General features: G+C 54.2%; 20 protein-coding genes and 7 tRNA genes. 20 read left to right on the top strand and 7 right to left on the bottom strand.

What is annotated here, in order from left to right; translation table 11 throughout:
* Positions 1 to 29: 29 nt before the first annotated feature.
* The 3 genes from FFR93_RS06280 (at position 30) to FFR93_RS06270 (ending at position 8,333) form a co-directional block, all read left to right on the top strand.
* Positions 30 to 1,361, top strand: a complete 1,332-nt coding sequence (locus FFR93_RS06280) for an RNA-guided endonuclease TnpB family protein (protein ID WP_138392515.1) — start codon at positions 30 to 32, stop codon at positions 1,359 to 1,361.
* A gap of 286 nt (positions 1,362 to 1,647) precedes the next feature.
* On the top strand, positions 1,648 to 6,486 hold the full coding sequence (locus FFR93_RS06275; RefSeq protein ID WP_171049116.1) for a strawberry notch C-terminal domain-containing protein: 4,839 nt from the start codon (positions 1,648 to 1,650) through the stop codon (positions 6,484 to 6,486).
* Positions 6,483 to 8,333 carry a hypothetical protein gene (locus FFR93_RS06270; protein WP_138392513.1) on the top strand — a complete coding sequence of 617 codons (1,851 nt, stop codon included), beginning with the start codon at positions 6,483 to 6,485 and terminating at the stop codon, positions 8,331 to 8,333. Before FFR93_RS06275 ends, FFR93_RS06270 begins: the two co-directional genes overlap by 4 nt.
* Here FFR93_RS06270 and FFR93_RS06265 read toward each other — a convergent pair.
* Positions 8,286 to 9,143, bottom strand: a complete 858-nt coding sequence (locus FFR93_RS06265) for a hypothetical protein (RefSeq protein WP_138392512.1) — start codon at positions 9,141 to 9,143, stop codon at positions 8,286 to 8,288. The genes FFR93_RS06270 and FFR93_RS06265 overlap by 48 nt on opposite strands.
* Positions 9,144 to 9,153: 10 nt before the next feature.
* On the bottom strand, positions 9,154 to 9,375 hold the full coding sequence (locus tag FFR93_RS06260) for a TraR/DksA C4-type zinc finger protein (protein WP_138392511.1): 222 nt from the start codon (positions 9,373 to 9,375) through the stop codon (positions 9,154 to 9,156).
* Positions 9,376 to 9,663: 288 nt separating this feature from the next.
* Here FFR93_RS06260 and FFR93_RS06255 point away from each other — a divergent pair, with 288 nt between their 5' ends.
* The 9 genes from FFR93_RS06255 (at position 9,664) to FFR93_RS06215 (ending at position 13,084) form a co-directional block, all read left to right on the top strand.
* Positions 9,664 to 10,443, top strand: a complete 780-nt coding sequence (locus tag FFR93_RS06255; protein WP_138392510.1) for an acyl-homoserine-lactone synthase — start codon at positions 9,664 to 9,666, stop codon at positions 10,441 to 10,443.
* Positions 10,444 to 10,513: 70 nt separating this feature from the next.
* On the top strand, positions 10,514 to 10,765 hold the full coding sequence (locus FFR93_RS06250) for a hypothetical protein (RefSeq protein WP_138392509.1): 252 nt from the start codon (positions 10,514 to 10,516) through the stop codon (positions 10,763 to 10,765).
* Between the two features lie 65 nt (positions 10,766 to 10,830).
* The gene (locus FFR93_RS06245) at positions 10,831 to 11,415 is read left to right on the top strand and encodes a hypothetical protein (protein ID WP_138392508.1); all 585 of its coding nucleotides are present in this window, start codon (positions 10,831 to 10,833) and stop codon (positions 11,413 to 11,415) included.
* A 465-nt stretch (positions 11,416 to 11,880) separates the two neighbouring features.
* A tRNA-Phe gene (locus FFR93_RS06240) sits at positions 11,881 to 11,957 on the top strand.
* Positions 11,958 to 11,979: 22 nt separating this feature from the next.
* A tRNA-Arg gene (locus FFR93_RS06235) sits at positions 11,980 to 12,056 on the top strand.
* Between the two features lie 164 nt (positions 12,057 to 12,220).
* Positions 12,221 to 12,296 (top strand) — tRNA-Phe (locus FFR93_RS06230).
* A 29-nt stretch (positions 12,297 to 12,325) separates the two neighbouring features.
* Positions 12,326 to 12,403 (top strand) — tRNA-Arg (locus FFR93_RS06225).
* 56 nt (positions 12,404 to 12,459) lie between these two features.
* A tRNA-Arg gene (locus FFR93_RS06220) sits at positions 12,460 to 12,535 on the top strand.
* Positions 12,536 to 13,014: 479 nt separating this feature from the next.
* Positions 13,015 to 13,084, top strand: a tRNA-Ser gene (locus FFR93_RS06215).
* A 10-nt stretch (positions 13,085 to 13,094) separates the two neighbouring features.
* Here FFR93_RS06215 and FFR93_RS06210 read toward each other — a convergent pair.
* Positions 13,095 to 13,739 carry a hypothetical protein gene (locus tag FFR93_RS06210; RefSeq protein WP_138392507.1) on the bottom strand — a complete coding sequence of 215 codons (645 nt, stop codon included), beginning with the start codon at positions 13,737 to 13,739 and terminating at the stop codon, positions 13,095 to 13,097.
* Between the two features lie 48 nt (positions 13,740 to 13,787).
* Between FFR93_RS06210 and FFR93_RS06205 the strand changes: the two genes are divergently transcribed.
* A tRNA-OTHER gene (locus FFR93_RS06205) sits at positions 13,788 to 13,854 on the top strand.
* An 11-nt stretch (positions 13,855 to 13,865) separates the two neighbouring features.
* Here FFR93_RS06205 and FFR93_RS06200 read toward each other — a convergent pair.
* On the bottom strand, positions 13,866 to 14,375 hold the full coding sequence (locus FFR93_RS06200) for a hypothetical protein (RefSeq protein ID WP_246661279.1): 510 nt from the start codon (positions 14,373 to 14,375) through the stop codon (positions 13,866 to 13,868).
* 66 nt (positions 14,376 to 14,441) lie between these two features.
* On the bottom strand, positions 14,442 to 15,512 hold the full coding sequence (locus FFR93_RS06195) for a hypothetical protein (RefSeq protein WP_138392506.1): 1,071 nt from the start codon (positions 15,510 to 15,512) through the stop codon (positions 14,442 to 14,444).
* 706 nt (positions 15,513 to 16,218) lie between these two features.
* Between FFR93_RS06195 and FFR93_RS06190 the strand changes: the two genes are divergently transcribed.
* The 5 genes from FFR93_RS06190 (at position 16,219) to FFR93_RS06170 (ending at position 20,978) form a co-directional block, all read left to right on the top strand.
* Positions 16,219 to 17,361: a hypothetical protein gene (locus FFR93_RS06190; RefSeq protein WP_138392505.1), complete on the top strand. Its 1,143-nt coding sequence runs from the start codon at positions 16,219 to 16,221 to the stop codon at positions 17,359 to 17,361.
* A 159-nt stretch (positions 17,362 to 17,520) separates the two neighbouring features.
* Positions 17,521 to 17,946 carry a hypothetical protein gene (locus FFR93_RS06185; RefSeq protein ID WP_138392504.1) on the top strand — a complete coding sequence of 142 codons (426 nt, stop codon included), beginning with the start codon at positions 17,521 to 17,523 and terminating at the stop codon, positions 17,944 to 17,946.
* Between the two features lie 409 nt (positions 17,947 to 18,355).
* Complete coding sequence (locus FFR93_RS06180; RefSeq protein WP_138392503.1) at positions 18,356 to 19,669, top strand: hypothetical protein; 1,314 nt, start codon at positions 18,356 to 18,358, stop codon at positions 19,667 to 19,669.
* Between the two features lie 74 nt (positions 19,670 to 19,743).
* On the top strand, positions 19,744 to 20,382 hold the full coding sequence (locus FFR93_RS06175) for a hypothetical protein (RefSeq protein WP_138392502.1): 639 nt from the start codon (positions 19,744 to 19,746) through the stop codon (positions 20,380 to 20,382).
* 20 nt (positions 20,383 to 20,402) lie between these two features.
* The gene (locus FFR93_RS06170) at positions 20,403 to 20,978 is read left to right on the top strand and encodes a hypothetical protein (RefSeq protein WP_138392501.1); all 576 of its coding nucleotides are present in this window, start codon (positions 20,403 to 20,405) and stop codon (positions 20,976 to 20,978) included.
* 6 nt (positions 20,979 to 20,984) lie between these two features.
* Here the strand turns inward: FFR93_RS06170 and FFR93_RS06165 are convergent, their stop codons facing one another.
* Complete coding sequence (locus tag FFR93_RS06165) at positions 20,985 to 21,641, bottom strand: DUF2066 domain-containing protein (RefSeq protein ID WP_171049115.1); 657 nt, start codon at positions 21,639 to 21,641, stop codon at positions 20,985 to 20,987.
* A gap of 201 nt (positions 21,642 to 21,842) precedes the next feature.
* On the opposite strand from FFR93_RS06165, the gene FFR93_RS06160 reads away from it, so the two are divergent.
* A complete protein-coding gene (locus tag FFR93_RS06160; RefSeq protein WP_138392499.1) occupies positions 21,843 to 22,400 on the top strand; it encodes a hypothetical protein in 558 nt (185 codons plus the stop codon).
* Between the two features lie 70 nt (positions 22,401 to 22,470).
* On the opposite strand, the gene FFR93_RS06155 is transcribed toward FFR93_RS06160, so the two are convergent.
* Complete coding sequence (locus FFR93_RS06155; protein ID WP_138392498.1) at positions 22,471 to 22,686, bottom strand: hypothetical protein; 216 nt, start codon at positions 22,684 to 22,686, stop codon at positions 22,471 to 22,473.
* Positions 22,687 to 22,950: 264 nt separating this feature from the next.
* Here FFR93_RS06155 and FFR93_RS06150 point away from each other — a divergent pair, with 264 nt between their 5' ends.
* The gene (locus tag FFR93_RS06150; RefSeq protein WP_138392497.1) at positions 22,951 to 26,712 is read left to right on the top strand and encodes a TraM recognition domain-containing protein; all 3,762 of its coding nucleotides are present in this window, start codon (positions 22,951 to 22,953) and stop codon (positions 26,710 to 26,712) included.
* Position 26,713 lies beyond the last annotated feature (1 nt).

The raw sequence follows: 26,713 nt of genomic DNA, 5'->3' as shown, positions 1-26,713 counted from the left end.
TGTTCGTGCAATCAGAGTAGAGCGTTAAGTTGCAGACAGGCATCCGCCTCAGGGCTTATCCGACGGGACCGCAGAAGCAGACGCTGAGTCAATGGATCGGCTGTGCACGCGTCATCTGGAATGCCAAATGCGATGAACATCGCTACTATTCAACCTTCGCCAAGAAACACTTCCCGCTCGGGACTTACGCTCCGCTCGATCAGACTTTCGCTTCGTTCAAAGACAAGGAACTGACACCTTGGCTTTCGGAATGTCCGTCGCAAATCCTGCGCAACGAAGCGGTGAAGTGGTATCAGACATACCAGAGGTTCTTCAAAAAGCTGGGCGGACGCCCTAAGCGAAAGAAGAAGTCAGACCGTGGGTCGATTCACCTGACCCGCGAACTGTTCCGCTTCGAGACGTGCTCAGAAGGTGTCCTTCGCATCTTCATCGGTTCGAAGACGAACAACATCGGCCTTCTCTCCTTTAAAGCGCATTGTCGTTTCGGCGAGCCAAATTCGATCCGGATCGTCAGGGAAGCGGGAAACTGGTTCGTATCCTTCAGCTACGAGACTGAGGAAAAGCCCGCGCAGACTGAGGTCAAGGTTTTCAATTCTCCCGAAGAACAGCTTCAATGGCTCAGGGAGCAGGGCGAGGAATGGCTGACAGCAAACATCCAGGGTCACGACAGAGGCGCGACTATACCGGTCCATTCGGTGTCGACAGTCTACGACTTCTCGCCTGAGCAGAAACGGTCGAAAAAGCGGTTGGCCAAGAAAGGTAAACGCCTTCAGAAGCGCATGTCGCGACAATTAGTCGGATCAAAGCGAAGGGCAAAGACGAAGTTTCGTCTCGCCAGGACCAAAGCCAAAGTGCGTTACATCAACAATGACTTCTGCCACAAGAGCAGCAGGACGATGGTAGACGGCCCGGCACTCATCAACGTGTTCGAGAACCTCAAGCTTCAGAACATGACGCGGAAACCAAAACCGAAGCAGGACGAAAACGGCAAATTCCTGCCGAACGGCTCGGCTGCCAAGGCGGCCCTCAACAAGAAGATGCTTGCTTCGGGGCTCGGCCGACTCGTGGACTTTGTCCGATACAAGTCATTCAGGGCCGGGAAACTCATGTTTCTCGTTCCTCCCAATCATACCAGCCAGGAATGTGCCTGCTGCGGACATGTCGACCCAGACAGCCGCAGGTCTCAGGCGCTGTTCGAATGCACCTCCTGTGGCCACCGTGATAACGCGGACCGCAACGCGGGCATCGTCATCGGTAAACGGGCTGTAAAACTCATTCTAGACCCCGGGATGGGGTTGTCATCAAGGGGCGTGCTGTCCAAAAGGCACGCCCTCCGACACAGGACGTGGAGCTGTAGATAAGACGGACGTGGCGAATGCCGCGCTCGCACGCGGCGACGAAGCGTCAAAAAAGAAACCTCAGAGCATCTTTCATTTGGAAGATGCTCTGAGGTGGAAGCTCAGTCCTTCCGGGCTGAGCAGTTCACCGCTATAACTCCGATCAGGTGATCCGCCGCTTTGTCGATTGCGACCGGTAAGGCAATGATAGGGTCATTCCAAGAATTGCTCCGGATATTTCGATAAAATGACGGCTTCTCCTCCTGAAAAAACAGATCGTTGGATTGACCTTTCCGCCTATGGAATGGCCGTGAAGGAAGTTGTGCTTCCGAGCAAGAACAGCATTCTTCTTCTGACTGGCGGCGACGATCATGCGGACGCTCTGAAGGAACTCGGATATGAGCGTCGTCAGAACGGCACCTGGATTCGCAAGAATGCAGACCTGAACCCGCGCAACTACCAGAAGCGGTTCCCGCTGATGAAAATGGCGCAGATGCCTCTTTCACAGATTGTCGAATATATCGAGAAGCCATCTGCCACACAGCCTGCCGAGATTGTCCAGGAAGATTTGCCGGTTGAAAGGCTTATCGGTCTCAACCGTAATGAAATGATGGTTTTCGAAGACGAGCAGGGCGTGCGCTACGTCAAGCACCAATATGGCAAGCGTCTGCTTGAAACGGACAACTCGTCATACCAGCCCCCGCAGTTCCTTCGTTCGCCTGAGCCTTCCATGTTGCTTGGTTGCGCTGACGGTTTTCTGTTCACGCGCACCAAATTTGCGGCCGAGCCCTTTGCTGACCTCGCAGCGTTTGCGAAAGCCGTCGGGGCGGTTGACGTCGATACATTCAAGGAAGCTGTCCACGCCGCTGTTGCCAAGAATATCATCAAGGACAAGGCGCAGAGACTGGAGGACCGGTATCTGCAGGCGCTGGAGTACCGCAAGCTTTTGAGCGGTCTCGATATCCCTCACCTCGACAACACGACCCTGTTGATGGTTGCCCGTCGCCTGATGGGCATGGACAAAGACCTCATTGGCGAGAGTGTCGCTTGCCGGGGCGATCATTCCGGTTTGTTCGGCAAACTTCTGCCCGAGCGCGGCGTCGCGACAGCCGAGCGCCCCTTCGATGCGACTGTGCTGATTGACTTCCCGGCCTCCTCCAAGCAGGCGGCTGAGACCATGCTCAACCGCAAACCCGGTGGCATGACGGTTTCTGTGATCGACGCGAAAACGCCGAATAAGGCCCACAAAATCCTTGAGCAACTGGCTCAGATCGTTGATATCGACACCGCTCTCTATGTCGGAGAAGAGGCTGGCGGCCCTCGTCTAATCGTTGTTTCTCAGGTGGTTCCCGAGCCTCGCAAGACATATGAACTTCGCGAGTTCGCCAGTGCCAGTGAGCTTTGGACATTCGCCTCGGTCTCAGTCACGACCCGTTCCCATGCCATTGAGGCTGTCAAATCCGGCCTTTCGGACACGTCTGACCTGACGGCAGCGGCGGCGTATATCAGCCAGAATGCGTTGCAGATTCCTTATGCGTCCGCTTCGAAGACTGCCGAGCCTACTCTCCATGTTCCAAAAGAGTTGAAAGACTCGACCAATAAGGCACTGGATCGGCTGATGTCGACCGTTGGCGACGTTGATCAGTTCGTGGCTAATGAGTTCGGCTTCAGTGTCAAAAAGCTTGGAGAGTTCTTCTCTCCAGAGCAGGTAGATGCACTTGGCCTGGCCGTATTGAACGAACGCCGTGGACGTGCAACGTTGAACGCCGACGGTGCCGGTGCCGGTAAAGGCCGTTGGAATATGGGGCTCGTGAAGAGAGCGATCCAACAAGGCAAGAAGGTCATCCTGCTCACCGAGGCCGTTACCAACCTCGCGGACCTTATGCGTGACGCGAAGCATCTCGGGATGCTGGACATGCTGAAGCCGGTCGTCATGAACGACGGTGCCAAGCTCATCGACGAAGCCACTGGCTTGCCCTTCGACATGATGCCGGATGAACTGCTTGAGCAGGGCATTGCCAACGGTGAATGGCCTAGAGGCGTCAATCTGGTTCTCGGGACATATAGCCAGCTGAACAGAGGTTCCGATCACGAACGGGCTGTCTGGCTGGAAGCTGTCGTAGATGAGAACACTGTTCTTCTCGGTGACGAAATCCATAATGCCGCAAGTCTGGCTTCCAATACGTCTCGCAATGTCGGCGCGGCGATTGATAAGGCCGGTAGCGTCTTCATGTCGTCCGCGACCCATGCTCACTCGACGCAGATGGTGGCGTTCTATAACCGCCTTCTGCCTCCTGGCATCGATAGAGACGAAGTCCGGGCTATGATGGTTCGCGGTGGGGAAAACTTCCAGGAAGTTCTGACGTCCATGCTTGTCGCCGACGGTGTCATGGTACGCCGCGAACTCGACGTGACCGACCGCGAGTTCAAGCAGTCTGTCGACTTCGCAAATATGGATCGCAACAAAGCCTTGATGGATCAGGCAGCAGTCATCATTTCGGAAATGACGGCTCTTTCGGGCTCGCTCGACAAGGTGGTCGAAGAGCACAATGCCAACGAAGACAATCGCCGTGATGGCCTCGAAATGAAGAAGATGGGTATCGGGGCATCCTTGCACCATATGATCCGTCTGTTCGATGCTGCCCTGATGGCGAAGACCGTTGGCGAAGCTGCCGTCCAAACCCTGAAGGACGGTGGCAAGCCGGTCATTCTGGTCGACAATACGATCCATGCTCTCCTTGAAGAGGCGCTGAAATTCCACGGTGGCCGCGCGCCCGATTTCAAGGACGTGTTCACCCGCGTCCTTAAGCAGATCGGGAAGGTCTCGATTGTCCGCAACAAGCCGGAGGATGCGGAAGGCCTTACAGAAACCAGCATTGTTCTGGAGAACGGTGAAGTCGTGGTGCTGCCGTCCGCAGTAGACCAGGATGCGCTCGATGAGGCTGAGGTTGAAGCCGAGTTCGAAGGCGATGCACAGGTTGTTGAGCCCGGCACCGATTTGGTTGCTGATCGTCGTCGCTTGGACCTGGTAGAGGAACATCCGGCCTTCAATTCGGATATCGCGCGAATTCAGATGCTCATCGAGCAGTTCCCGGATATGCCTGCTTCGGCAATCGACATCGCCAAGAACACGATCAAGGATGCAGGGTACACCTGCGGAGAGATCACGGGCCGCCAGCTCGAAGTCGGACAAGATGGCCTGGTCTATCCTCGTCAGGATCGGGACCGTATGGTCGTGAAGAACGGCTTCAACTCCGGCCTCTACGATGGTCTGATCATCAACTCGGCCGGAACAACCGGCAGTGACCTTCATGCCTCGGAGCGCTTCGCTGACCAGCGGCGTCGTCACTTCCACGTTCTGCAGGCTCCGGACAAGATCAACAAGGAAATTCAGTCCTACGGTCGTGTCAGCCGCCGTGGCGCTGTCGTCAATGCTCTGATCCACTTCCACAGCAGCGGATTGCCTTACAAGATCAGGCTGGATTCGATGCGGAACAACAAGCTCCGCTTCACGTCGGCCACCGTCACCGGTGATCGTCAGACCAACCTGTTGATGGAAGGTATCCCGGACCTCATCAACTCGGTCGGGGATCGCGTTGTCTGGAACTATGCCCAAAAGCGTCCCGATCTTGTCGAGAAGCTGCACCTGACCGCGAAGTTCTTCCCCGAAAATGACAACGGTGGTGAAAAGGCTGTCGAGGTCCTCGCGGAAAAATTGGCTGAAGGCAAAGAGAACGAGACCAATTACGAGCGTGAAAAGCGCGAAGAAAAGCAGATGCGCATCGACGCGATCCGCCGCAACAGCCACCTGGCGAACGACTTCCTGTCTCGCCTGGCGTTGTTGCCTGTTGCCTATCAGGAAAAGGTTCTGAGGGAACTGGGTTCGGAATACGAACTGGCCATCGAGGAAATGAACGCCAAGGGCGAGAACCCGCTCCGGCCGCGTGAGATTTCCGGTGTTGTTCATGTCGTCAAGCAGCGGCTTTTCGAAGGCTCCGAAGATGCGGTCATCGAAAGCGCGTTCGACGGTCCGCTGCACTTGGTCGACGTGGACATCGAGCGTATTGCTGATCCGATCACGGCTGACCAGGTCATCGATATGATCGACAGCAGTGTCGGTGATCACAACGAATGCCTGAAGATGGTCAAGGAGGCGATGAAGCATCGCGAGACCTACCTGCGTCCTTACCTCCCACGCAACGCGGCTTCTGTGGAAGATGCGGTCCTCGCGGGCAATGCGACGGTCATTAACATGGTCAACAACATGCATGACCTGCATGAGGCCATCGAAGGCATGAAGCCCGGTCGCCAGATCGATTTTGTGATGCCTGACGGGGAGAAGGTGAAGGCCATTGTTACGAAGGTTACCGGCTACCCCGGCTTCGAGCACCTTGCCAGCAGCTATTCCGTCACGCTTGCGGTTCCGGGCGAAATCCAGTTCATCCGTCACAGCATGACATCGCTGATCAGGGAACAGCCGATCTTCGAGCGCGACGAGAACAAAAAGACGATCCGTTTCCTGTCTGAGCCGGGCCTCGAAGGAGCCGACTACGAGAATATCCTGTCGAGCTTCGATCAGGCCACCGGCCGCCGTCGGGTTCCTGCCAAGATTCTGACGACCAACCTCTACAGCGCCGTGCGTGTCGCGGCTCAGTTCAATATCGGTCAGCTGGTTTCTTACGTTGATGTGGACGGTAAGCGTCAGCGCGGTGTCTTGATCAGCAAGGCGGCAGAGAAGAAGCTCGAAAAGGCTTCGATCCGCGTCGAGGGCAAGAAAGCCATCCGTTACGCGCTGGTCGATGCTTCCGTCGAACTGAACTCGTCACCTTATGGCACCAAGAACAGCGTGATCATCACGCCACTGAGCAAGACGAGTTTCCATGTCCGCGTTCCCGAGCCCAAGAAGGTCGGCGGTGTGGTCCGGTGGCCTTCCCCCGCCTACCGTGATCTGTTCGAGAGGGTTGAGAAGATCGACAGACTGGAAAGGGTTCATGTCAAATCGGTCGACGATCTGGACAACGTGTTGTCCATTCTCGCCGAGGCTGGCGTGATCAAGAGCATGTATGCATCGGCGAAACATCGTGATCGGTTGAAGGCCTTCGACGAAGATCAGCAGCCGGAGATGAAGATGGCCGGAGGAATGAGATGAGCGGGATGATAATCAGTTCCGTCGATGTCGACGGCAAGCGCGGTGTTCGTCTGACGACTAAGGAAGGCACGCTCATCCGTACCCTTGCTGTCGTTGCCGATGAACAGGGGGTGGTGACCGCCGCCGAATGTCTGGATGAAATCGACGATACGACACTTATCAGGGACCATGCCGTCAGCGACAGTGGTAAATACGTGCCATGGATTTGGTCCATGCTCGCGGGTGAGCTTGACGACAATGTCCTTCGTCAGCTGAATTACCGCAATCAGTCTGAGATACCTGGACTTCGTGAGCGTTTCGCTGAAGCCGCAGGGGTCCGTCTGTCTAACGTCGATCAGGCCGCTGTTTCATTGCTCAGGTCGAGTGCAGAGCCGCGCCTTCACCTTTTGCCATTCTATTCCGGTGCCGATGAAAAAGCGGAAAACCGAAAGCGTCACGGAAACATTTACCCCGTTTTCTCTGACGTCATGGCCTCAGGTCTGCGCACCAAGCGTGTCATCGACATGAAGGAAGGATCGTTGCCAGAGGCTGTCTGCAAGGCACTCTCAACAACGGCACACAGTGTGACGCCTCCCTATCTGAAGCGCTTTGCTCAGTTCAAGTCATTCCCTGAGGGCTGCAGCCGTTCAGCTGTCGTGGCTTTCGCCGTTAACGTACCTCCGGATTGGATGCCAAAGACGGAAGCCGATTGGGTTTCGTTCTGTCAGCTGGCCACAGCTGTCATCGACGACCTCAACCCGCCTGCCGATCTCTTGCCCGCTATGATCAAGGCAACGGGTGGAAAATGGTCCGATGTTGTGACGAAGATCATGAACGCGGCCTATCCCCCTGTTCCTCGGGAGGCCGAAAGGCCAGCTCCTGAAGGCGGTCAGCTTCTGCTGGAAGCGCCCGCCGCTGCCGCGCCCCAGGGTGGAGATCAAGCACTTGTCGTCGTGCCCCTCGAAAACCGTCGACCCGAACCATTTTTCGGGATTCGGGCATCGCTGAGTGACGTTCGCGACATGGTTTCGCTGTTTGCCGACAACGTTGTGCTTCCTCTCGCCGCTTTCGGTCACGATAGCCAGAATGTCTTCCTGAGCAGTGAAGTCCGCGCATCGGCGGAACTGACCGCTTTCCGTCTGCTGTTCACGAACCGCAATCTCCAGGATATCGCTGATCTGGGTCGGCGTTTCCATCAGGAACATCACACGATCATGGAGGGCAATGAGGCTCTGCAGCAGGAGAGGAAGCGCTTTATCGCCCAGCAGGTCGATGGCGACTGGCCGGGTCTGTCAGCGAAGCGCCAGGCCCCGAACGGTCTCTGGATCGTTCCTGAGACGTCTCTGAATGGTCTGAAGCGCGTTTCGGCTGAACTCGATCACTGTGTGGGTCGAGGCAGCTATGATGTATCTGCCGAACGTTGCGACTGCCACATCGTCTCGATCAAATACGTCGATCCTGCCGGGCAGTTGAAATGCCTCTCGACAATCGAATTCGCTGGCATCAAGGGTCCGAATGGACCGTTCGTATCGAAGCAGCACCGTTCTCATGGCAATGGTGCGCCGCCGGATTCGGCTGAAGAAGCTGCAAGCTGGTATGTCGGATCGTTGAAATCGGGCCAGATCGAAACGAACTGGGAGCAGATCAAGATTTTCAAGGATGTCGATCTGCGCAACACCGATTCCATCGAGCGGGCATGCAAGTACGATTGGCGGGAGCCGGAATACGTCTTTGCGGCCACAGTCCCCTGGCATCCTTTTCTGGCCAAGTCGTTCCGTGGTCTGACATTCGAGGAATTGCTGCAGTCGCCTGAGATTACGTCAATCGCCGACGGCTTCGCTCCCGACATCCTCCGCATGCAGCGGTGATGCCGGTTCTGCCCTGACAGGGGTCTGCCAGGCGATATAGGGATTGGTGAACCTTGCTTTACGTTTGAATCCTACGAGACGGTTGGGATTCAAACGGTCTAGCCAGGTCTTTCGCGGTGGTTCAACGGGAGTCCTGGTGAGACGAACCTGCGTCTCTCCATCTTCCAGCGTTTCTGATGTCTCGGTGAGCAGCCCATCGCTGGAGCGCAGCATAAGCAGAGCGAGCGTGAACGGAATTTCACCCGTTGCGCTTTTGAGGGCCTCGCCGATCACTGCATCGTCGTCCTTGAACTTCAATAGAAGCTCATCCTGGAAGTCCTGACTGATCGTAACGCCGATACTGTCCAGAAGACGTCTCAGGCTCTTCGCCGGAGTTCTATTCATTCCGATAGATCGAGCCACCGTCGCGCTGTACCGCAGCTTGTCCTTGTCGATGAAGGCTGCCGCGTACGAATGGTTGGCGTCGGCGTCCCCGTCCTTCCGCCACCCTGAAATGGCCATGAGCACTTCCTGAAAATCCGGATGAGGGCAAATGAGAATGCCGGTGGAAGCTCCGATGCCGGATTCCTTAATGATCGTCGCGGCCAGTGGCCATTCGATCCAAAGAGGCTTTTCAGGCCAATTGATGAGGTCCGTATTGGATTCCACGCTCCAGGGATGACGCTCTACTTCATCGTCAATATCGATTGCCAGTTGTTCGTCCACGACGACACGATCTGCTCCGAGAAGGAGCCCGGCGATCTGCTTGTGATCCGGAGACCAGGGATTGTCGATGCATGCTCGATATAGAGCTTCGTAGAGCGTTCTCATTTTCGAGCCCTTATAGACGGCGAACGCCCTTGTGGATTTTATCGTCTATCTCCTGACATACGATGCACCGCGTTGCATAAGGCACCGCTGCGCGTCGCGCGGCCGGGATTTCCTTGCCGCAGTCTTCGCAATATATATCGGTATTCACAGTTTTGAGCTGATTGGCAATTTTAGCCATAGTCGCTGCCGTGCGAGCTTCCTCCAGGTCGGTTGCCTTATCAACATCATCCATTTCAAACACTCCAATGTCGCCAATATCCGGGCGAATTCCTTTGGTGATGGAAATTATGGCGGATAAACAAAGGCGTCAACGAGTTTTTCCGCATTTCGCCGAGAATTCCTTTCATGCTGGGCATGTTATTGATTTTGCTGCGCTTTTAAAACTCGCGCTTAGTGGGTCCCAAGGAGTTCTGGCGGGAATTCCTTGTCTATTGTCGATTTTTACGTTAAGAATTCCTTAACCCTATTGCCTTGCGGAAATCCTTTCGTTACGGTCATGTCCGCGAAAAGGAAAAAAATTATGGAAATGAAAGCGGTAGCCGAGAACATGGCCGTGCCAAGCGAAATTCTTTATCCAACGGGATTAACGCTTGGGGTCGTGGATTTTTTGAACGATGTCTCATATCAGGTCATGCGCACGGAAGACCAGCTTGAGGATATCTTTCGCCTTCGTCATGACACCTATAAACATGCCGGTTATCTAGAAGGCAATGCCGATGGCAGGTTCCGTGACGAGCTTGATCTATCGCCGAACGTTCACAACGTTGCAATCTATCTGTCCGGCGCTTTAGTGGCCTGCATTCGCCTTCACTTGATGACCGCTGAGCAGCGCGAATCCTGTGCGATTGGAATCTTTCCGGCCGAGATTAATCAGAGGCTCGACGAGGGAAATATCATGGTCGATAGCAGCCGCAATTGCTGCGACCCTAAGCTTGAATCGCGTTACCGCGCTTTGCCGCTTGCTGTTATCCGAGCTGCTGGTCTGTTGGCGGTTCATGCCAATGCCAAATGGACGTTGGCCACTATTAAAGAAGGTCATATCCCTTTCTTTCGTCGCATCCTCGGCGCGACCTCCTGGCACGATGGCGGAGTCCAGTATGGCGGCCTTGACAGGGCAACTACTATCCATCTTCTGGGAGCCAGTGTCGAAAATTTGCGTCGCGCCTCCAAAACCAAGCAACAATATTTTCTTTCGACTCCGGAAGAACGCTCAAAATTGTTCGACGGGGCAAATGGTCCCGTTCCATCTTCTGTTAGACAAATCCTGACCGGAGAGATTGTCGACCCCTACTGGGCGTGAGCCGTTTATCGGCTTTACAGCCTATCCGTATCGGGAAACAATCAATCAGCTCCATTGAAGGAATTCTCAAATGCTCCGTTCCAAAAGCTTTCGTTTGTCCGCTCTTGCGCTGCTCTGCGGCGTCTTGGCGTCCTGCTCTTCGACTGGTCAATATCTCGACGGCGGAATGAACAAGCGGTATGGCGGCCCCGGCGCGGTAGCTGAACGAGCATACATTCCGGCCTATAATGGTTGGCACATGAACTATTCCGAGCGCCAGGCGGAAAAAAAGGCCATTGCTCAGGATATGCCGTTCTCGACCGTTCGACCCAGCGCGCTTTAAGTCCTGGTTGTCTTTTGCAGCGCTGGTGACGATGTTTTAGACACCAGCGCGTTTCCGGAGCCTTTATGGATAAGCTCGATATGAAATACGTGGCGGCATCAGCGCTGCGTATAAACTCTAATGAATTAAGTGAGGTTTCACGTTCAGTGGTGCTGCCGCCACCATCCGTCAATGTTATGGCCCGTGCCGGTTTCGAGTTGGCTGGTTTTGATATCAATAACGATGCCGGATACCGCCAGGCGGTTCTTGCATTCTTCAAAGATGAATCGTCCGACGAGTATCGTCAGGCGTTCTCTCCTAATTCTCTCTACATTCACCCATGTGATTGCGGCAACGATCCTGAGGCTCTTGCAGTTGCTTTGAAGCAGCATGGGCTTGCGGTTAGCCTCGTTCGAGGTACTCAATATACGGGTTTTGTTTTGAGCGCTGGTCACGTTGATCTCAGTGCCGATTTGTCCAGTGCCTACCTGTTAGCCGGGTTCGTCCCTCCTCAGGAACTTTTACTGCGCGGCCTGGAAAAGAACGCGACCGGTGACCTCGACACGCTGTACCAGCAGGCTGCAGCCCAGACCATCAGCCACTTCAGTGAATATGTTGATCGGCTGGAGCAATTTGTCGATCCGGATTTCTCGTCGGCCATGACGCCTTGATTTAATCGTGAAATCCGGGCATATAAGTTTGGTAATCAGGGATAGAAAAATGGTATCTGTCATCATTGCACGGCGATTTAGCTTTACGGAACATCCGGTTGGATGGACCTTGCTTCGTCGTATGAGGTGATCTGAGCAGATTTCAGACCTTCCAGAAGCCAGCGGCCCCAATCGGAAACGGTTCGGGGCCGCTGGCTTCTTTGCGTTTTATTTTCTCAACTCGTTCACAAGGAACATTTTCATGCGACGACGGCGATTTAGCGAGCGATTTACCACCGAAATCCGGGCGCTTTGCCCTGTTTCAACGCGGAATTCACAGCTTCCGTGAATGCCTTTTTGCGCCTTTAGTTTTTCGCTTAAGTCATTGAAATTATTTTGTTTTTCTGCATTTTTTGTATTGACGCCGAATTTGAGTTCTGGCAGATTTAAATCATCGAAACGACGGCAACGAAGTTTAGATGAAACGCCTCTGTAGCTCAGTTGGTAAGAGCGCCTGGTTGAAGCCCAGGAGGTCGGTGAATCGAAATCACCTGGAGGCACCACATTTCGCCCGAATGGGCATTAGCTTTCGTAACTCAACTGGACAGAGTACCTGATTACGAATCAGATTGTTGGGGGTTCGAATCCCTCCGAAAGCGCCAACATAGCCCGAATTGCGGGCGTCCCCTGCGTGAAGTTCTCTTCGGGCCGCGCTGGAGTGGGGGCGCATACAAGGAGTTCTACGCCTGGAATTCCTTGATCCCGCTCGGGTACATTTCCCGGTCCAGGCGACGAAGTTAGACTTTTAGTTCCCGTTCGGGAACATGCCAAGGTAGCTCAGTTGGTAGAGCGCCTGAGTGAAGATCAGGAAGTCGGGAGTTCGAATCTCTCTCTTGGCACCATTTGGTATACTCGATCCTTCGGGATCAATGCGAATGTAGCTCAGTTGGAGTAGAGCACCCGGCTACGAACCGGGAGGTCAGGAGTTCGAGTCTCTTCATTCGCACCATATTGTTTTATGTGGTCGCCGCGAGCCTGTAAGGATATTTAATTTTGCGGCTTAATGCACCCGTAGCTCAGCGGATAGAGCGTTGCCCTCCGAAGGCAAAGGTCAGGAGTTCGAATCTCCTCGGGTGCACCATTTTCCTTTAAAACAGCAAAAGGGGTTTACAGAATGATTGCGCTCTCTTGGTTTGTCGCTGAGACCATTCCTGGTCACTGGTTTCACTAGTATTTCACGCACGCCAGTCATTTCCTATGGGCGAGGCGCTCCGATAGAGTTGTCCGAATCCGAACTAGGGATAAAAAAATGGCCCGCCGGAGCGAGCCATCAATCTATGGATAGTAAGACCTTGGATCAGAAATCGAGGTCGAGAACATCTCGTTTCAGGTAATAGCGCGAATTCCGACCGGTAGGTTCGAACAGGGTTGACACCTTTATCTACAGACAGACAGAAACAGAAGAACAACAACAACAACAGCGATTTCGCTCCTAACTGGAAATCGTCGCTGCTCAATACGCATCGTTAATCGATACGTAAGAAAGCTTCACCTTGAGCGTGACCTCGGATGAACAGGCACGTTCGGTGAAGCTTCTCGAATTCCTCCGAACAAATTCTTGGGTCTGCAACTCAGAGGTAGAGTGCCTGCTTGACGCAGGATGTCGGAAGTTCAATTCTTCCCAGACCCACTAGATCACCTTATGGGACCGCCCGCACGGTCACACGCTGAAATGAACCGAAATACACAAATGGAGGCTTTTCAGTTGGAGCGTTTTTCTCGGGGTCCCACATATGAGGTCCTTCGCATTTTACCAGAAAGTGATAAGTGCCAACGATCTTGGGATCGAGTGTGATCAACTCGAAGCGTTCCTCGCTATTGACATGAGTAACGTACTTGCCGTCTTCCAGGCTACCCAAGCGTGACCGATGCAACACGTTCAACCCGTTCGGCCCACCCGAGTCCCAGCAGTTATCCGCCTCAGAGGGAATGAAGTAGTAGTATCCATCATCCTTGCTGAGTGAAATTGTTGCAGAAATTGGAGCGGGTTGCCTGAACGTCACATAGTTGTTCTCGAAGTTCTCCCAGTGATAGTCCCATTCAGAAGCTTCATAAACGAGCACATCGGGATCGCTAGTGGATGGCGTGTCAGTGCCTTCTGAAGGGGGCTGAGGATCACTCGAAAATGCATCTAACGGAAGAACCTTCGCAGACGATGGCACAGTTGGGGGTCGCAGAACGTAGATCGGCTCGGCGAATACGGAGGTCACAACCGCAAGCGAAGCACTTGCAAGTAGAATTGTTTTCAACATGGAATCCTTAAATTGCGCGATCACTAAACTCATTGTTAGGTCGGCGTTCGCTCAAGGCAAGGAATTGTTAAAAATGGCCGGGTAGCTCAGTTGGTAGAGCACCCCCCAAGGGGGAGGTTCGTGGGTTCGAGCCCCATCGGCAGCGCCAGAAACTCTAATTTAGCTTTCTCTTTCAACAGCTCTTTTCAGTGTTGTCGATCCATCATTGTAGCCCGCAGCGCCTTCCAGGGGCTCGACATTTGGCTGTGCCCCACTCCCGAACCTGTGCCACGCTTCGCGAAATTCCGGGCGGTCGTAGGCTGTCGGCTGTAACCACATCGACATCTTCCCATTGCTGCTTCTGGCGGGATCGCTTCTGTGGCAGAGCGCCTTAACTTCTCCCAGCGAAAGAATAAAGCACACCGGGTCATCAGTTTTGGCTTTGATTGTAATGATCCACCAATCAGACCTCAGATTGTCCAAATTTTCTCCGAGACCTACCGGGGCTCGTTTGGTCAACCCCTTGCTCTGGACCCCGAAAAAGATCGTCTCAGCGTCATTCGAGCAGAAGAGATCGCTGCCCTTCGAGTTCCGGGCGGTGAGCAGGACGTTCCAACCTCGGCGTGACAGCTGCCATGCCGCATAGTGCAAAGCGGCGTTACCAGTCACCTGAGATGATTTAACGTCCACGATAAACTCCAGGCGTCGTCGCAAAGGACCGCCATGCAAGCATGACAATCCAGTTGGTCCTCATTTTCATTGCAGCTGAGTCGGTGCTGCCTCTGCGGCGATCTGACGACGATCCATGCTGATCCGAGCCGCTTCCTCGGAAGAAATGCGATGGAATGTCTCGGGTCTCTGTCGACCCGTGACCCGAAGGGCTTCCTTGCCACGATGCTGTCCGATGTCGCGAGCGATACGGCGATCCTCCATGAACTTTTCGGAGAAGCGAATGGTGAAACGAATGTCCGTCTTCACCCTGCCTTCTTTGATCCCTTCGGCCTTCACATCTGCGATGACCTTCAGGTCCTTCAGCTTCTTGATGCTCTTTTCGATGTCGGACAAAGCGTCCCTTTCGCGAGACCGGGAGTGTCCGTAGCCTTTCATCAGCTCCGAAGCGAGAAGGTGGATCGAGTCGCTATATCGCTCACTGTCGGCCAGAAGCAGGGAGGCGAACTTGAAAATCCACCGAGGCAGTGCACCTCTCACCTGCATCATCCATTCGTAGTTCACCTGCTCAAACTCCAAAGCGCGGATCGCATGGGCCAAGAGCGGGTTGAATTGAGCGTAGGACATAGCTTTCGGATCATTGTCGTCCTTATAGACCAGCACCGGGAGTGCTGAGGCATGTACCACAGGCTTCGGCTTCTTTTGCCCAGGTTGAACGACACGAGAAATTTCGATCTTCGCCCCAGTGAGGATGGATAGGGCTGCTTTGATTTCAGTATAGCTAAGCGTGTGTTTGTGGCGACGCAGTTCCTGGTCGATCTGGTAGAGCGAGAACGGAACCATCAGTTCGTCCTTTTCGCCAAGGGCAAGCTTCTCGGCTGCAAACCGTCTCAGCACGTCTTCGATCAGCGCTTCCCGGTCGCCTGGAAGTTCGTCCCATTCCTGACCTTTGTTATCTGCCACGCGGGCGGGATAGATGGTGACGCTATACAGTTCCCCATTGAACGGAAACTCGCGGGTGACCCGCGTCAGATAGGGTTGGTCTGCGTCTCTTTCTGCCCGCTGCACGAAGCGCGGTGCGAGATCGTAAAGAGCGGTGTAGTTCGTGTGCTTTTTGTCCGGTGTGTTAAACAGCGACAACTGCAAGACGTCGTTCATGAGCCGCTCCTGATTCCAGTTCAGGAATTTGTGCGCACTTCGACGGATTCGCGCAAGCCCATACCGCCAAACGCGCGCCGTTCCTCACCAACTGCGTGAAAAACCTAAGTATGAGAAGCCTGATTCTTTTGGCTTTCTGGGAAACGCGCGGAAAACCTCGGTACAGAGTCAAGGCGAGCCCCGGCACTATCAACAAGTTGCATGACCCGTCGCCTCCGATTCGTTCTGGTTGCTCACCCGGCCAATTTTGCGATGCCGTTTTCGCGCCTGGTCGCGAATCTGGCCGCTGGCGAGCCGCAAGTGCGCGAAAAACCTAGGTAGTTGTCTCAAAATTTGTGATTACATTTCACAGACGATGGCGAAAACGCGTGAAAAACCTCGGCAAGTGCGCGCCAATCCTCGGTATCTGCGGGCTATTCCTCGTCTTTTTGATCGTTTCCGAATCGGAATACAGTCTGCCGTGACGCAACGAGAAAGCCTGCCACGATGTCCAAGACCTAATCCCTGAAACGAAATCGCCGTCCACGTTGGAGCGTGAACGGCGATGTCTGAGGGGTCGTTTCCAACCGATTTGCACCTGGAAATTACCCCACCGCATTTTGACCCGCAAGCACTTTCGGCGTTTCCGGAAGCGAGAAATCGTGTCCGCTGAAATGGTGGAGTGCCGTCAGCCTGCCGCGCATCCGTTCGGCGGAAAGGTGAAGGTATGTCCGATTTTCTGCCCGCGTCCGCGCGTTCTTATATCGATGACGGAGATAAAATCGTTTCCATTCAAAGGCTAACGGCCGCCGTTGCCTCCGGTGACGTGGATATCGCGGTCTTGAAAGCATACGTGGACGCGACTGCATCCGGTCGTCCGATCCGGTTCCAGCAAACCAAGCCAGTCTCTCTCATCATGCTGGAGCACATCCGGTGCCATCCGAATGAGGAGCCTCGCCGGGTCGTCTATCGGGGCCTGAATGAAGGCCGTTGGACCTACGAGGACGTGGAGCAGTGGGAGACGAACAATGTGGTTCTCTCAAACGCGCGAAAAACCTCGGTATCCAGAAGCGTCTATCTAACCCGCAAACGCCGGGTTCGCCGCACCCTACCGAAAGTCTCCGATCAGTTCGTTCCCAAGATGGCGATGGACGTTATCTGCCACCGCGATCTTCCGGATGGTGCCAAGGCCTGCCTCGCGGCTCTTCTCGGTCTCGCTGGCAAGAAGGATGAGATCGTTACTTTCACCAGTTCGCTTGCAACGATGCTGGGGCGCACCGCCCGAACCGTCCGCAACTACTTCATCGCTTTGGAAGAATGCGGTCTCATCGAACGCCGGGCTGGTTCCTCGCCGAATACCGTTCACATCAAGATCAAGCCGATCAGCAAGCCGGAGCCCTACCAGGAGCCGAAAGACATCACTGCCTATCGAATGGCGCGTCGGTCTGCCAACCCCGTCCTGCGTGAAATGGCAGAGACCGTGGCTGCATTTTCCTGGCAGGTGCATCAGGCGGTATCGTCATCTACAGAGGGGCGGAAAGTAATTTCCGCATTTAACCTCAATTTGAGTCCTAAAGAGAGCACTGCGCCAGTTTTAGGGTTCGGACCAACTACATATTCGAAGTTTCGACCTCAGATGAGAACTGATCGCAATCATTGGAACCCACATAGGCCTATCTCATTGAACCTTGATGGCAACGAAAAGGATGGGATACATACCGGACCGTTTTGCCGTCGCAACAACCAGGCCATTCGGTGTGGAGAGAGCGTGCAGAAAAACAAGTGCGCGAAAAACCTTGGTATGCCCGGCTCCAGAAATGAAGAAGGCCCCGCAGACTGTTCGATCCGCGAGGCCTTGGCCGTCGGTTAATCCGAAAACATCTCTGTTTCCAGCATCACATTTAAAAGGCTGACATCAGGGGACAGAGTTGGCAATAGCCTAAATTCGTCAACAGCTTTCCGATGTCGAAAACGGTTTGCCTTATGCCTCGCCGTCCCTCACGATCTTCAGGTATTTGAGGGAAGTCCGATGACCGAATTGATCTTGAAGCCGAAAACGTCGGTTGCCTCCGGGGAAATGATGGGCGAGCACCAGAAGGCGTTCTCGTGCTTCCAGGAAGCGCTCGACTATCTTCGAGACCATCCTTTCGGCACCATCGAACATCCGGACATGGATATGCTCGCGTTCATATACATCAAGAACGACGGCAGTTTCGCATTTGTCGACGTGAAGCATCGGACATACGGCAAGAACCTTCGTACCGAAAAATTCATCGACTCCCTTCTGTCGGATGATGATCTCAAGGCGTTCGAGGACCCTAAAATCTGGGACCAGTCGAAATTTGTCTACCTGGACGGGACCGAGATGGCGTGCCGTATCGACGGCATCGCATGGTTCGATGATCTGCGCGCCGATCTGTCCCTATCCAGCTCGCCTGGGCTGCCTAGGTTCTGAAAGAGACCTCATTACCTCGGTTATCACCTACGACTTTGCAACGCTCGGCAGCACTTTGGTTCGAAATTTGGCTACTACGAGAGTAACGAGCCAAGATTATGATCCATAGAAATCAAGAGACCGTAACAACCTCCGTCTATGTATTTGGCTCACCTGTTTGGCTGGAACCATTTTATAGGCTCTCATTTGAGCCAAACTCATGGGAGGCTCTCCCATGTGCTATTGCGATCTTTGATCGGGGCAGCGGCTGACAACAACGATCATGACGAGCGGAGCGCCATGTGGCACAATCCGCTGACCGTCACAAAAGAGGTCGCATAGATGCGCCCGGCTTTCTTCTCTGAGGTCGCGATTTGTCCCTCTCATCGGCCAGGGCTAATGTCGATGCATCCTTTGGAGCTGGCAGACCATGACCAAGACATACGACATCCCAGAAAACCGGATTACGGGCCTTCAATATCGCGTTAACAAGCTCGCGACACGCGCCCGCAAGAACGGCCTGTTTGAACCGAGCTTCAAGGTCCTGGATCGCTTCCCGAAGACAATCGAGGTGCATGATCCGCTCGCTCGTATCCGTGGCCACGACACCAACGTCAAGAATGTCGGTGTGATGATTGCCAAGGTCGAGGCTGGCGGTTTCAACCCTCAGCTGGGAGACTGGAATATTGTTGGCTTCCGCTACGGGCAACGTATCGATGGTCAGGATATCGCTTTTTCCAAGTGGGGCGAGGTTCCGGCAGAAAAGCATGGACAGCCTCTTTGCTGTGATCATTGCGGCCTCAAGCGTCGCAGAACCGAAACCCTGATTGTTCAGCGCGAAACGGATGGGAACACCGTGGAAGTCGGCACCAGCTGCCTCGGCGACTTCACCGGGCAAGACTACAGCGACAGCTTCCTGAAAAGCCTTTCTGATGCCGGTCGCCTCATGGCCGAAATTGAGGCTGCTTCGAACTGGTCTCTGGATGATGCTGACTTTACGCTGCAGGACGAGATCAGGAACGTCATGGCGGTCGCGGTCAGCATCGTGCGTGTGGAAGGTTTCATCAATGCGCGTGATGCGGAGACCCACAATACGCCATCGACAGCCCGGCTCGTCGCCGACGAACTGGCCCGTCTCAACGGTAAGAATGTCGACCAGAATACCATCATGGTCATCCACTCCGACTTTGTGACGGCCGATGCCATCCTGGAGCATTTCAGCCAGAAGCCAGCAGACTACGGGTTTAACGACAAGGTGAAGGCTTGCCTCACACGTGGCCTGGTCTCCCCTGGCGATGTCGGGCTCCTCGCCGGTGCCGTGGGAAGCTATTACAAGGACTTGGAGCGTAAACGCAAAGCTTCGGAGTTCGGCGATGTCCTGACCCAGTCGAAGGCTCAGGGAGAAACTGGCGAAAAGACCCAGCGCCGTGTCACAGTCGCCCAGACCAAGACCGTCAACAGTGACTACGGTGTCATGAGGATCGTGTCCTTCATCGATGACCAGGCAAACCTGTTCGTCTGGAAAACGTCTTCAGCCCACGAGTACCTGGAAGGTCATCGCTATGAGATCGCCGGTCGAGTGAAAAAGCATTCCGTCGGCCTCTATCCTCCTTTCCGCGATGCGGTCCAGACAGAGCTTAAAAACGTGACCATGAAGGATCATTTCGGGCCAGCTATCAAACAGGCCGACACCACTGTCTCTGATGCAATCGACGATGAACTGGAAAGCGTTCTGGGCTTCTGAACGCGTTTGTCGCTTGCGAGCGGTTGGCGAAATCTATCCCTGAAGACGGCGAAAAGCCGTCACTGGAGATAGACATGAACGAGACATTCGGTGATGAAAAAGTGGTTGCTTTCCCCGCTGCGCGGATTGTGCGTCGGGGTCCTGCCGATCCGGTAGCCGCAAAGTTTCTCGGTGATGTCCTTCCTTTGATGAAAGCGTCGACGGGCATCGATTATATGCAGGCCAAGGAAACTCTTCATGGTCGGGAAAAGGGCTTTATGGAATTCATCCGTGACGCTCTTGATCGTGGAGCCTCTCCCGAAGAATTCGTTCGCTTCACCGTCGAGAGCAATGGCTTGAAGAAGGTTGGACCAGGCGTCTCGCTGGAGCAGGCTGATGAGTTCAATTCTGTAAAGCTTGCAATCATCGATTTCGCAGATGAAATGCCTGACTGGACCCGGGGTCTCAACGGCTCTGCCAGTTCTCTTGTCTACGCAAGTGATGGTGGCATCGTTGCGTGCGCGATGATGAATCCTATCGAGAACCCAACGACGGGAGAAGTGGGCGTCGCTGTTCGCGTTTATCCGCGCGATTTCGACAATCCAAACTCGGAGATGGACAAATTTATGAGCAAGCCATCCGAACAATACGCTGGCTTTGACATTGAAGACCCGGTCGCCGAACTCGATGCCTATAAGGCAAGTTTTCAGCACCAGGTGGCTTATATTAGGTAACGGGAATGAAGGTGGGACACATGACGACTGCAACACTGTTCGAACGCTTGCAAGCCGTGAAGGGCGTCACTGTAGGCATTCAGCCATACCTCAATGAGATCGATCAGGATATGCAGACCCGCTACGGAGTTTCCTATAGCGAGCTTGCCGAACTTGTGAACCCTGATGGAGAAATGGTGAAAAGCGCCTTTGACGACGGCCAGTCTGCCAAGGCTTTCGTCGACCAGACGGCTCGCAGCCATTACATGCTTCCGGTCGGTGCTGAGGTGTTGAACGGCGGCGATGCTGGCAAGTTCAACCTGGTTGCGGCTCATATCTCTGACTATGTAGGCAGCCGCCCAGATGAGTGGCAGCGCCGAGATCGAGGCATCTGCCAGGTCGTTGATGACGGTTTCGCGATCCTTCGCCCGGTTAAGGAAGCAAACGGCTCCGGTTATGGCTTCGGCATCGAAGTTCGCATCGGCGGCGTTCTTAATGCCAACGGCTACAAAGTCGACGATCTTGGTAAGCCAGGCGAGCGTTTCTCAGCCGGGGACCTTGATGAAGTCCTCGAAAAGTTTGAGCAGACGAAGGCTCTGAAGTTCAACGCATTCTAAGATCGGTTAGCGGGACTGCAGTCCCGCTTCCTGCAACGCCTTCTCGATTGGCGTATTGTCGTTCATCCGGATTTCGAGAACGCTTTCGTCGGATGACGCTCTGCCCAGAACCATGAAACGGTTCGATCCCAACATTCTGTTTTCGGCCTCTATGTTCGGTGCCCTGACCCGATACTCCATGGCCTGCGCCTGAGCATTAAAACGTTCCGCTAAAACAGACACGCCTTCAACATGTCTCTGTTCTGCTCCGAAATCCGAGGTCGCCATGGCCTGGTGTCCCGAGAACAGCTGATCAATCGTTTCCAGAGATGCCTTGCGGTTCTCGAATCCCCCGGACGTATAGTCCCAGGTCGCGTTGTAGCCGGGAACCCATGCTGCGACAACCTGCTCGTCACCGGACGACACCGCAAGGGCGATTGCCGGGGCATTGTATTTCCGAGCGATCTGTCTGAGTGCCGAGGATTGCATGTTGTCGATCTGAGCAGCTGCTATGAGGCGTTTGTCTTCGCTATCTCCGACGATGGCGACGGTACGCAGTCCCTTTGGCGTCTTCTCCGGGACGATCCATTGCCGAACCCAGCTATCCCTACGATCCCAGACGAGGAGCGTTCCGTCCTCCTGTCGCTTTGCAGGCACCACCAGCACCCAGGCAGGTTTCCTCAATGATCCGCCCCGCGCATCCTGTGGCCATGATCCCTCCACGTTCGTTGCATGCGCATGTAATGGAACAAAAGCAAAAAGGAGCGGCAAAAGGAATTTCTTCATGGTCATGACCGGCGAGTTGCGTGCGGCGGATGCGCGTGGGTAAAATAATCGAACTGGAAAGATAATTGCGAAAAATCGTCACTTAGCAAGGAAAACTAAATGCTGAAAAGAAGATCGCTCATTTTAGGTGCTCCTGCTGCTATTTTTGCAACGCAAGTCCATGGCCAGACGCGCGACGTCGGTCGCTCAGTCGGTCCTGATTTATTGGCGGCTGTGAATTCCTTGCCAGGTGTGACTGAGGGTCATGGCAGAGGCACTCTGACGATCCTTTTTGCGCCATGGTGTCATGTCAGCCCCACCCTTTACGGCGTGACCCGTGGGTTTCTGAATGAGATCAGTTTGCGTTGGGTACCTTTTTCGGGTGGTCAGCCGGAAGGTAGAATTGGAACGGAACGCATACTTGCCAGTGGTAGCGCTGGATCACTTGCTCGCAATTTCATTCCAGCGGGGAGCCAGCCGGAGGTGTCGGAGCCGACACCTCTTTCCGATGCCCAGGATCAGCGTATGCGGCAGGTCGAACGGGCGGTTGTGACCGAGACGGGTCGGCCGCTTGCCACTCCGACGCTTGTCTATATGCGTTTCGATGAAAGATATCGCGCTATCCTGGGAGGTGTGGACGCCGTTGATCTCCGAAATATCGCGAATGTTATTGGATGAGGAGGCTTACAAAAAAACGAAAACGGCGGCTGAAGTGTCGCCGCCGTTTTCGTTGAGGGAATTCTCGATTTTAGTATGCGGAAGAGGTTAGACCCTGGTCCTGGGAGCGCATGGCACCGTCAGCAATGCCAGGCTTGCAGATTTCAACCTTGCCACCGTTCGCGAAAAAGGCTGCGATTAGATCGTCGTTTGATGGATGGCCCGGCGGCGTCTTTATCTTCTTGCGGCGCTTAAATTTATTCATGACGACTTGGCGTCCGGCGGTAACGGGAACGTTGGAAGACATAGGCAATCTCCGGAGGGGGCGGGGCTTCGGCCCGCGCGTTTTCGGTAACAAGGAATTAATCCGAAAATTGTCGCCAACGCAATAGGAATTCCTTCAAAATTTGAACCTAACTCCTTTGTGTGGCTTTTCCGCCAAAGGAATTCTTTTCAAAACTCTTCTGTCGGCCTTGTCAGATTCAGTCTGACGAATCAATATTTTAGCAGTGATCTAGCGGCAGGCACGAGACCCTCATTAAGGAATTCTCGTGTTTGATGAGGAATTGCAATGGCCGGTCAACAAAAAATCAGAGGCGTTGAGGATTTTCAGGAGATGATGGCTGCGGCCAACGTCCGCGATCCTCGTCCAACGGCGACGAAAATCATCGATTGGCTGAAAGTTCCCAACAATCTGGCGTCGGTTGTTTTCTTCATTGGAGCCATTGCCTACTTCGTTCCTGCCATCGCTGATATCTGCCTGGCGGTAGCCGGGCTTCTCTTCTGGTTTGGTATGACGCGCACGGAGACGTTGCCGCTCAAGTTTCCGATGCAGTCACACGTGATCGACGCAAACGAACCTGACCCGAGCAAGGGCGGCGCACCTGGAAAAGCCAAGGGCATCTTCTTCCTCGGGAACGAGGTTCGTTCTGGCAAGGAAGTCTGGCTGACGAACTCCGACTGCCGTCAGCACTTCCTGCTGCTCGGTACGACCGGTACCGGTAAAGCCCTTCCCCTAGATGCCAAGGTCCATACGCCAACCGGCTGGAAGCAGATGGGCTCTCTCAAGCAGGGAGACCGTGTCAGCACCCCCGATGGCCGTTCTGCGTCGATCCTTGGTTATTATCCTCAGGGCGAACTCGATATTTTCAAGGTTACCTTCGAAGACGGCCGTGAAGCTGAAGCCTGCGGCGAACACCTCTGGGAGGTTCACCACAAGCACTGGAACGGGAAATACAAGCCAGGCGTCAGCCGCGCTGGAGCGGCTGCTCCGCGCGTGCTGCGCACCCGGGAAATCGAAGAGTTGCTCCGCTCAAACAAGGGCGCTTTCTCGGTTCGTCTTCCGGAAGAAGTCCAGAAGCCTGCGGCTGATCTCGCGCTTGATCCTTATCTCATGGGTGCGTTGCTTGGTGATGGTGGCAATTCCGGTGTGACCCCGAGCGCTGACCCTCATGTCGTTGAAAAGGTCTCGAAGAAGCTGGCACTGATCGGTCACGATCTTCACCAGGACGATTATGCAGCGGACTGCGATTACCGTATCCGTACTGCCGACAAGGCGCTCGGGGGCCTTTCCCCTTTGCGTGGCAACCTCCGGGCCCTTGGACTGGAAGGCACGAAATCCGATACGAAATTTATCCCTAATGCGTTCAAGGAAGCGTCTATCGAGCAGCGCTGGGCCCTTGTACATGGCATGATGGACACCGACGGCACGATTGATCGTCGAACAGGTTCCCTGTCCTTTTCTACGTCCAGCCTCCGCATGGCACAGGACTTCCAGGATGTAGTCCGCTCCCTGGGCGGTCTGGCGAAACTGACCGAGAAGAATACCTTCTACAGGAATGCAGAGGGCGAGCGCGTGGAGGGTAAGACCTCGTATCGCATTTCCATTCGACACCCTCGCCCGGCATCGTTCTTCAGCCTTCCGCGTAAACTGGCGCTTGTTCATCAGAACTATCAGTATAGCGAAAGTCTGAAGCTTCGTATTCGCTCTATTGAGCCCGTTCGCCGCGCTGAAGCTGCCTGTATCCTCATCGATCATCCAGAACATCTGTTTATTACTGACAACTATGTCGTCACCCATAACACGGAATCACTTTTGGGATTTGCTTCCAACGCGGTGTCCTGGGGCTCAGGCTGCTTGTTCATCGACGGTAAGGGCGACGTCAACACCTTCGCGAGCTTCTATGCGCTCGCCCGTCGATTCGGCCGCGAAGATGACGTTCTAGTCATGAACTATATGACAGGTAACCAAGACGTAGGTGCAGGCGGCGGCGTACTATTGTCAAATACAATGAACCCGTTCTCGCACGGCGCATCAGATACTCTAACTAACATGATTGTATCTCTGATGGATGATGTTGGCGGTGATGGTGCCATGTGGAAGGGGCGTGCCACCGCGATGTTAACTGGTTTGATGAGGGCGCTCATCTGGTTGCGTGATAATAATAGAATTGATCTTAACGTCGGTGAAATTCGCGACCATATGAACCTGAAGAGGATCATTGACCTAGCTGATCCTTCCAAGCCGCAGTATACAGACCTCCCAACTCATATCCGAGCCAACATTAAGTCTTATCTACTTTCACTTCCCGGCTTCCAGGAAGATAAAGGCTACAAGCAAGGTCAAACTACACTTGACCAACATGGTTATTTGGAAATGCAGTTTACCCGTATTCTCGGCTCTCTTGCTGATGTATACGGACACATTTTCAAGACGCCATTTGGTGAGATTGACATGAACGACGTAGTATTGAACCGTCGACTACTATTGATTATGCTTCCGGCGCTAGAAAAAAGTTCTGACGAAATCGCTAATCTTGGTAAAATTGTAGTTGCCACCCTCCGTGGGATGATGGGTTCTACTCTTGGGTCAGCAATTGAAGGCGCTTGGCAAGATATTGTCGAGAATAGACTAACTAAATCGCCAAGTCCATTCATAGTTATACTTGATGAAGTTGGTTATTACATGGTTGACGGCATGGATTTGATGGCCGCGCAAGCCCGTTCCCTTGGCTTTTCTTTGGTGTTCGCCGGACAAGACCTGAATGCCATGAAGCGTATTTCCGAGAAAGTATTCGGATCGGTTCTTGGTAACACCCGAACAAAGGTTCTGCTCGGAACTGAAGATACCGAGACCATGGAACTCGCATCCAAGCTCGGCGGCAAAAGCTTGCGTACTCACATGTCCGGCTACAGCGGGGAAACGGGTGAGTTCGGCAAGACCTATTCTGACAACATGGAAGCCCGTATTGAGGAAGTGGAACGTATCCATGGCCTCGACATCAAGGCTCAGGGTCCGGGTGAAGCGCACATCATGTTCGCCGACAAGCTTGTGCGCGTGAACATGTTCTATCCGGCTCCCAACACGACGCTGAACCCGAGAAAGCTCACTCTACGAACGAACCACTTCATCACCGTCGGTCATCCGAACGTTGAAGCCATTCTCAGCCAGCAGCGGTTGCCTGATATCGTTGAGAAGCTCTGCGATCCCGACTTTGCGAAAATGATGCGTCACGATGCGGATAACGCGGTCAAGAACCTGGCGTTGAGCGGAGAGCTGGAACCGTTCCATACTGCGCTAACCGAGGGCAAGAAAAAGAGCGAAGCCATCAACGGTGCTTTGGACCTCTATTGTGCCGGTTTCGCCCAGATCGTGAACGACACGGACAGCATGACCGCTGACTATCAGCAGCAGGTGCCCGGCAACGTCAGCCACCCAGCGCTCAGCAATATGCCTGGAGCTGACTTCACTCTCGATCAGAGCGGGGATGCTCGTCGCCCGAGGAATATCGAGAACCCGCAGACTGGTGCCGTTCCGCCCAATCGCCAGGCCAATGCTGCCGCAAACGTGCGCCGCCCGGCCGAAGCAACCTCCTTCGATGGAGAAGTTGTTCCCACCAACCTGGCCCCGGCACCTCCTCGCCGTTCGGACAACAAGCCGTTCAAGTCGTCGAGGGTCGATGGAAAGGTTCGTCATGGCGTCAGCGTCGATGGCAACGTCCATGACATGGTCGACAAGCTCCCAGCTGTTCCCGGTGTTCTCGATGCTTTGGCCGCGCTCGATGCGGATGGGACGATTTCGACCAAGAAGGAAATCAATGACGCTCTGAATGACGCGATCAAGTTCGCGGATGACGTCGACGATCTCGGTTTCCTCGGTCCTGCAACGCAGGGCGATATCAAGAAGGCTGAAGACTACACCCAAAAGGCGATGCCTGATTTTGAATTTGCAGACGACAGTGAGATCGAAGGAGATAACGATGCAGATGGGGACGGTAAAGACGGCTCCACCATGGATTTTCTTACCTCCCTTATTGAAACAGAAGGTGCATGAT

The sequence above is a fragment of the Rhizobium sp. MHM7A genome, assembly GCF_005862215.1.
GTDB classification, from domain to species: Bacteria; Pseudomonadota; Alphaproteobacteria; order Rhizobiales; family Rhizobiaceae; genus Rhizobium; species Rhizobium bangladeshense.
The sequence above is the reverse complement of the archived record's forward strand: the minus strand, read 5'-3'. Positions and strand labels throughout refer to the sequence as shown.